We start from the raw sequence: 7,409 nt of genomic DNA on the forward strand, positions 1-7,409 counted from the left end.
ATGGACCGGTGGGGATTTGAACCCCAGGCCTTCGCCATGCCAAGGCGACGCTCTACCAGACTGAGCTACCGGCCCTCACATTTCGAGATTCAAATGGGATTATAAAGCTTACCTTCATTAAAGCTTCGGATTGAGAAGATAGTATAGATATACGAAAAGAGTTGCAGCTCCGAATGTCCTTTTGGTTGGCGTGGTTGTTGCTCTGGAGTTTAGAGAAAAGATGGTGCTGCAGAGGTTTGGATGGGTTAGATAGGATGTGAGAGCCAAGAAGAATCCTAAAGAGTATTTGGAGGAGATTCTTTACAGATAAGACCTTTTCCCTAAATTTTATAAAAAATTTAAAGTTCAGGATATTTATCCTGCCAAGGAGAGATGTCCTGAAAAGCCTTCGAGATTTTAAGGACTCCGGCATCGTCGTAGTGTCTTCCGACAATCTGCATCCCTACAGGCAGTCCCTCTTTGCTGAAACCTGCAGGAATTGATGCCGCCGGCTGGCCGGTGAAGTTGAAGGGATAAGTGAAGGGCATCCAGCCTATTGGCGTTATCGGCTTTCCGTCGATTTCGTTTGGGGAAATCTTACCGATTTCGAAGGGTTTGCACGCGACGGTTGGGGTTATAAGGTAGTCATATTCCTCAAAAACACTCCTTAATGCCTTCCACAGCTCCATCTTTCTTTCCTCGATTTTGATGTACTCTCTGTATGTTAAGGACTGTGCCAGGGCCATGAAACCGAGATATGGCGGGAAAGCAACCTTCTCCCACTCCTCCATCCTCTCGCCCATGAATGTCACAACCTCAAGAACGACTTTTGTGACGAGCTCAGATTCGAGGCTTGGAGCATTCAACTTTACCTCCTCCACTTCTCCAAACTTCTCCAGCCTGAATGCCGCCTTCCTCACAATCTCCTCCACCTCTGACTCGACCGTAGCGTAGCCGAGATCGGGAGAGAATGCGATTTTGACATTATCGGGTTGCTCTTCAATGGCCCTGAGGTAGCTGACATCGTCATCTGGCAGGGAGTTCATATCCCTGATGTCCCTCCCCTTGGCCAGATCCAGCATCAAGGCAGTGTCTTCGACATATCTCGTCAGAAATCCTTCCGAATGCAAACCCACGAAGATTGGCAGGGAAGGGTAGCACGGAACTCTACCAAAGCTCGGCTTTAGCCCGTAAAGTCCGCAAAACGAAGCGGGAATCCTTATGCTCCCTCCTCCATCGTTCCCGCTCGCCACCGGTAGTATTCCCGCTGCCACTGCAGCAGCACTTCCACCGCTGCTCCCTCCCACGGTTTTCGACAGATCAAACGGGTTTCTCGTTGGACCGAACAGCGGATTGTCGGTGTATGCTATTAACCCAAATTCAGGCATGTTTGTCTTGCCCAAAATCACCGCTCCCGCTTTTTTCAGTCTCTCGACAAGAACAGCATCCTCCTCCGGGACATAGTCCTCGTAGAGCTTGGAGCAGTACGTCGTCCTTATCCCCTTCGTCTCCACATTGTCTTTGATGGCAACTGGCAAACCTCCGAGAGGTGTGTTCGGGTCAGCGTTTCTCGCCTCCTCCACAGCCTTCTCATTCAGAGTTACAAAGGCGTTTATTTTTGGATTTAGCCTCTCTATTTTCTCCATGCACTCCTCTACAAGCTCGACGGCACTTATCTCTCCACCTTTCAGCTTTTCCACAATGTCAACAGCCCTTTCCATTCAACCACCTCAGAATTAATTGTTTATTACTACTGAAGAAACACTTTAAAACATTTCCACTACCTCAAACCATGCTTTCAAAAATTGAACTCATGCTGATCCGCTCCCTCGAAACCGGAAAGACTTACACACCTGATGAAGCCTCAGAAAAATCGGGTTTAAGCAAGGATGCTGTTCTGAAAGCTGCCTACATGCTTCAGGAAAAGGGATACGTCAGGGTAATAGAAGACGTGAAAGTACGCTACAGTCTGACGGAAGAGGGAGAGAGACATCTCAAGGAAGGTTTGCCTGAGGAGAAGCTCTACTCGCTCGTTAAAAGTGATATAGACTCCATTGAGGAGCTTCGGAAAAGAATGGGCAAAGAGTTTCAGATAGCCCTTGGATGGTTGAAGAGGAAAGGTGCTGCTGAGGTTAAGGACGGAAAGATTGTTTTGAAGTGTGAACCGAGCTTTGATGAGAAGAAAATTCTCCAGGCCATCAAAGAGGGAAAAGAAGTAGATGAAAAGGCGGTAAAAACGCTCCTTAAGAGGAAACTAATAACCAAATCCGAGACCAAGCTCGTTTTCATAGAGGTTCTCAAAAAACCGGAAATTGAGCTTGAAGACATCATCACAGACCTCACGCCGGAGATGCTGATTGAGGGAACGTGGAGGGGAAAGCAGTTTTTGAAGTACGACATAACGATTCCGGCCAAAGAGGTTTATGGGGGAAAGATACACCCCTACGAGAGGATTATCGAAGAGTGCAGGAAGGTCTTTCTTGAAATGGGGTTCACGGAGATTAAAGGCCACTACGTCCAGCCAGCATTCTGGAACTTCGACGCCCTTTTCCAGCCTCAGGACCACCCGGCGAGGGACATGCAAGACACCTTCTACTTGGACCGCTACGTCGAGCTTGAAGGAGAGGTTGTGGAGAAAGTTAAACAAACGCATGAGAACGGCTGGATTACAGGCTCTACAGGATGGGGTGGGGAGTGGAGTCTTGAGAAAGCCAGACAGCTAGTCCTCAGGACTCACACGACTGCCATAACCATCCATTATCTGGCCGAGAACCCAGAGCCACCACAGAAGGCGTTCTGCATAGACAGAGTTTACAGAAGAGAGACGATTGACGCCACCCATCTACCCGAGTTCGACCAGCTCGAGGGAGTTGTTCTCGACAAAAACGTCGGTTTTAGGCACCTCCTCGGCCTTTTGAAAGAGTTCTTCACAAAAATGGGGTTTGAGGATGTTAGATTCAGGCCCGGCTACTTCCCCTACACCGAGCCGAGTGTTGAGCCTGAGGTTTACGTGGAAGGCTTAGGCTGGGTTGAGCTTGGTGGGGCAGGAGTTTTCAGAAAAGAGGTTACCGAGCCGCTCGGCATTAAGGGCAAAGTCCTCGCATGGGGATTGGGAATAGGCAGGCTTGCTATGCTCAAAATCGGACTCAAGGACCTCAGGAGGCTTTATCTGCCAGACCTCGGCTGGTTGAGGAGTATGCCAGTCGCCAAAAAGTAAATTTAATGATTAATTATTTTTCAACAAAATTTAAATTCCTTTTCTTTTAAGGGTTGCTGAGGTGAGAAAAACATGGCAGAACACGTCGTCTATGTCGGAAACAAGCCTGTAATGAACTACGTGCTGGCTACACTGACACAGCTGAACGAGGGTGCAGATGAAGTCGTTATTAAGGCAAGAGGTAGGGCCATCAGCAGAGCAGTGGATGTTGCAGAAATTGTCAGGAACAGATTCATGCCGGGGGTTAACGTCAAAGAGATTAAGATTGACACCGAAGAGCTCGAATCCGAGCAGGGGAGAAGATCGAACGTTTCTACAATTGAAATTGTCCTCGCCAAATAAAACTCTTCTCCGGAAAATTTTTAATTTTTTAGTTTGCAGAATTCTCCATGAATGTTGGATATCTCTGCACCTACACTCCAAAAGAGCTTATAGATGCTGCCGGTTTTACACCAATAAGGATTTTTGCCGGTGACGCTCAAATCAGCCTCGCCACAGCCCACATACAGAGCTATGCCTGCTCTCAGGCAAGAGGAAGCTTTGAGAGAGCTTTAAGGGGAGAGCTTGATGTGCAGGCCGTGGTTTTCACAAGGTGCTGCGACACGTTGATGCGCCTCGCAGACATCTGGGAGAGGAACACGGAGATGAAGGTTTACAACCTTGAGTTTCCGACGAGAGTTGAGGAGAAGAGCAAGGAATTCTACTTCAACGAGCTGAAGGACTTCGTTAAAGTTCTCGAAGAATGGGGTGGCGAGGTAACACTTGAAAGCCTCAAAGAGAGTTTTTCACTATATTACGAACTTGAGGAGAAGCTGAAAAAGCTCTTTAGCATCAAACCGGATTATGATACTGCCAAAAAAGTTCAGGAAATGAATGTGAGGGATGCGATTAAGCTGGTGGATGAAAGGCTGAGGGAGGCGGAAGGTGAAGATAAGAAGCCGAGAGTTCTGATTACGGGAAGTGTTTGCCCCTTTGTTGAAGTCTACAAGCTTTTTGAGGATGCGGGATTTGCCCTCAAAGATGACATCTGCACGGGAACGAGGTTTTTCACCTTCAACACACCTCCAAGGGATATAGGTTCGGTTGATGAAGGGTTGAGATTTCTGGTGGAGAAGTACTTCGATAAGGCTCCCTGCCCCACGAAGCACTTCCCCAAGGACGACAGGTTTAACTACGTTCTGGAATTGGCTAAAGACTGTGATGGCGTGGTTTTTCTTCTCCTAAAGTTCTGTGAACCACATTTTTACGATTATCCCCAGCTTAAGGAGAGGCTTGAGGAAATGGGCAAGAAGGTTTTACTTCTCGAACTCGAATTTCCGATTGCTTCATATGAGCAGCTCAGAACGAGAATAGAGGCCTTCTACGAGGTGATAGCATGACTCTGAAAAAGCTGAGAGCGAGCGACAAGATGAAGCAGATTATGGCTGGCTACTACATGATGGGAAACCAGGCAGAGGTGAACGGATGGGTAACCAGCGGCGCTCCCGTTGAGCTGCTCTATGCAATGGATATATACCCTGTTTACCCGGAAAACCACGGAGCTCTGATTGGTGCGGCAAAGCAGGGGCCTTACTTCAGCGATTTTGCGGAGAAGAGGGGATTTTCGAGGGACCTCTGCTCCTATGCCCGATGTGATATTGGCTGTGTTTACGCCGGCACGAGTCCGATTGGTGGTCTGCCTAAGCCGACATTTCTGTTTGCCTGCAACAACATCTGCAACACGGTTGTGAAGTGGTATCAGGTGCTGAGCAGGATATTCAAAGTCCCGCTCTTCGTTCTCGATACGCCATTCGTAAGGAAGGAGCTTAAGGAGAGCTACGTTAAATACGTTCACGACCAGCTTTACGAGTTTGTTGACTTCCTTGAGAAGGTTACGGGAAGGGAGCTTAGCGATTCGAAGCTGAGGGAAACGATACTCAACTCAATCAAAGGTGTGAACGCTTACTCCGAAGTTTTGAGAATGGCCAGACACAAGCCGTCTCCGCTAACGTGCTTTGACGCGTTCATAAACATGGCTCCGATAGTCTGTCTCAGGGGCACGGAGTATCCCATTCAGTTTTACGCCGAGATGAAGGAAGAGCTTGAGGAGAGGGTGAGAAAGGGAGAGGGAGCGGTTGACAACGAAGAGATAAGGCTGCTCTGGGACAATATTCCGGTGTGGTACAGATTGAAGTGGTTTGCAGAGTTCTTCGCGGAGAGAAATGCCTGTCTTGTGGCAGACACGTACACAAATGCCTGGACCGGCTTTGTGTCAATGGACAAGAGCGACATCTTCTGGAGCATGGCCGAAACCTATACTTTCATCTACCTGAACATCGGGCTTGAGCACATGGCGGAGGCGATAAACAGGCTCATCGACTTCTACGACGTTGATGGTGTTGTAATTCACTCAAACAGGAGTTGCAAACCCTACTCCTTCGGTCAGTACGAGCTGCAGAAGATGATAAACGCTCCGTCGGTTGTTATAGAGGCAGACATGGTGGATTCAAGGGCTTTCAGCGAGGCACAGGTGGAGACGAGGCTGGAGGCATTTCTTGAGATGCTCAGGTGATTGGGTGAGTTTATGATAACGGCAGGAATTGACATTGGCTCCCTCACAGCCAAATGCGCACTGATGAGAGATGGAGAGCTGATAGCATACAAGGTCATCAAGGTATCCCCCAACTTAGAGGAGACAGCCAGAAAAGTCTTTCAGGAGACGCTGAAGGCGGCTGGGATAAAAGAGGAGGAAGTTGAGAAGATTATCGCTACCGGATACGGAAGAAACAAGGTTGGGTTTGCCGATAAAAGGGTGACGGAGATTAGCTGCCATGCTAAAGGTGCTCTCTACTTCATTCCCACAACAAGAACTGTAGTGGATATTGGTGGGCAGGACAGCAAGGTTATTGCCATAGAAAACGGGAAGGTAGCAGAGTTCGTTATGAACGATAAGTGCGCTGCGGGCACAGGAAGATTTCTGGAAGTCATGGCAGCAGCGCTGAACTTAAAAGTTGAAGAGCTTGGAGAGGTAGCTGAAAAAGCTAAAAGAGCGACGAAAATCTCATCAACCTGCACGGTCTTTGCCGAGTCAGAGGTTATCAGCCACCTCGCATCAGGGGAGAAAGTTGAGGACATTGTGGCCGGAATTCATGAGGCAATAGCGTCGAGGATTGCAGCGATGGCGAGGAGGGTTAAAATTGAGCCGGATATTGTTTTAACTGGCGGAGTGGCGAAGAACAGGGCGATGAAGAAAGCCCTCGAAAAGGAGTTCGGAATGGAAATCAAGACGCCTCCTGAACCACAGATTGTTGGCGCTGTTGGGGCTGCTTTGTTTGCATAAACATTTTTTGTTAGTAGTATTATTATATTGAATTATATTGATTTAACCGAAACCGCTAAAGATTGGCCGATTTTTTTAAAAAATAGCGTATACAGGAACCTTTAGAGTATTGCAGCCCGATCCACACGCATTCGATGGAGATGAAGATGAGGTTGGTTACGAATCCTAACTTAGGACGAAATCCAATGCCAAATCGAAATTTTCTTTAAAAAGTAGTACAATTTTTGAGCGTTTGTTAGATATTTGAGTAAACAGAAAGAGGAAGTAATATGACTAGAAGAGTTGTTTGGGTAGGTGTTGCAATTATAACGATTGTTTTTTGCTTAATTTTGCTTACTAATGAAAAAACTACTAAAGAGGAAAATGGGAAGGTGACTATAGCACCAAAACTCATTATCGAAGATGTGAACATGAAGTGTATCTATACAATAGATGAAGTTCAAATAGGCATTTCAAGTGTTACAGTTAAAAATATTGGCAACGCTTCATTTGACTCTTGCGCTATCTGGAGATTGTAGTTAATGGCGTAAATAAAAGCGACACCGCCTGTTTTCATGTAAATCCAAAGGAGACTTCCAACATTCCACATGGATGGCTAAATTACCTCTATATCGAAGTAGAGAGGTTTCCGGAAACTATGAATTCAATGGTGTACTTTACATTAAAAATGAAACAACGCAAGAGATACTGGCTAAGAAGAACTTCTCTGTCTCGATACCAATTATAAAGGTTGGAGACACAGTTTTAATACGTGAAGATGACGGTGACAAGTTTGATTTAACGATTAACTCATGGCGTATAGAACCTTCTAGGTGGGATGGAGATAGAATTGATGTCGTAATTATGGTTAAGTGCATAACATCTTAAACTTATCACCCAGAAACTTCTCAATCC

Annotated in this window: 8 protein-coding genes and 1 tRNA gene; 7 read left to right on the forward strand and 2 right to left on the reverse strand. The window is 46.8% G+C overall.

Annotation, left to right across the window (positions count from 1 at the left end; all coding sequences use genetic code 11):
- Position 1: 1 nt before the first annotated feature.
- Positions 2–75 (reverse strand) — tRNA-Ala (locus H0Z19_RS11175).
- A 263-nt stretch (positions 76–338) separates the two neighbouring features.
- Positions 339–1,700, reverse strand: coding sequence for an amidase (locus tag H0Z19_RS11180; RefSeq protein WP_290726653.1), 1,362 nt, complete (start codon positions 1,698–1,700; stop codon positions 339–341).
- 71 nt (positions 1,701–1,771) lie between these two features.
- On the opposite strand from H0Z19_RS11180, the gene H0Z19_RS11185 reads away from it, so the two are divergent.
- From H0Z19_RS11185 to H0Z19_RS11215, 7 genes are all read left to right on the forward strand, one after another.
- Positions 1,772–3,196, forward strand: coding sequence for a phenylalanine--tRNA ligase subunit alpha (locus H0Z19_RS11185; RefSeq protein ID WP_290726655.1), 1,425 nt, complete (start codon positions 1,772–1,774; stop codon positions 3,194–3,196).
- A 72-nt stretch (positions 3,197–3,268) separates the two neighbouring features.
- Positions 3,269–3,538, forward strand: coding sequence for a DNA-binding protein Alba (albA, locus tag H0Z19_RS11190; RefSeq protein WP_290726657.1), 270 nt, complete (start codon positions 3,269–3,271; stop codon positions 3,536–3,538).
- A 47-nt stretch (positions 3,539–3,585) separates the two neighbouring features.
- Positions 3,586–4,575 carry a 2-hydroxyacyl-CoA dehydratase gene (locus H0Z19_RS11195; protein WP_290726659.1) on the forward strand — a complete coding sequence of 330 codons (990 nt, stop codon included), beginning with the start codon at positions 3,586–3,588 and terminating at the stop codon, positions 4,573–4,575.
- Entirely contained in the window at positions 4,572–5,747 is a 1,176-nt protein-coding gene (locus H0Z19_RS11200; protein WP_290726661.1) for a 2-hydroxyacyl-CoA dehydratase subunit D, read from the forward strand. Before H0Z19_RS11195 ends, H0Z19_RS11200 begins: the two co-directional genes overlap by 4 nt.
- A 12-nt stretch (positions 5,748–5,759) precedes the next feature.
- The gene (locus tag H0Z19_RS11205; RefSeq protein WP_290726662.1) at positions 5,760–6,515 is read left to right on the forward strand and encodes a BadF/BadG/BcrA/BcrD ATPase family protein; all 756 of its coding nucleotides are present in this window, start codon (positions 5,760–5,762) and stop codon (positions 6,513–6,515) included.
- Positions 6,516–6,784: 269 nt separating this feature from the next.
- The gene (locus tag H0Z19_RS11210; RefSeq protein WP_290726664.1) at positions 6,785–7,033 is read left to right on the forward strand and encodes a hypothetical protein; all 249 of its coding nucleotides are present in this window, start codon (positions 6,785–6,787) and stop codon (positions 7,031–7,033) included.
- A 73-nt stretch (positions 7,034–7,106) separates the two neighbouring features.
- Positions 7,107–7,382, forward strand: a complete 276-nt coding sequence (locus tag H0Z19_RS11215; protein WP_290726665.1) for a hypothetical protein — start codon at positions 7,107–7,109, stop codon at positions 7,380–7,382.
- Positions 7,383–7,409: the final 27 nt, after the last annotated feature.

The organism is Archaeoglobus sp. (assembly GCF_017656475.1).
Lineage (GTDB): Archaea > Halobacteriota > Archaeoglobi > Archaeoglobales > Archaeoglobaceae > Archaeoglobus.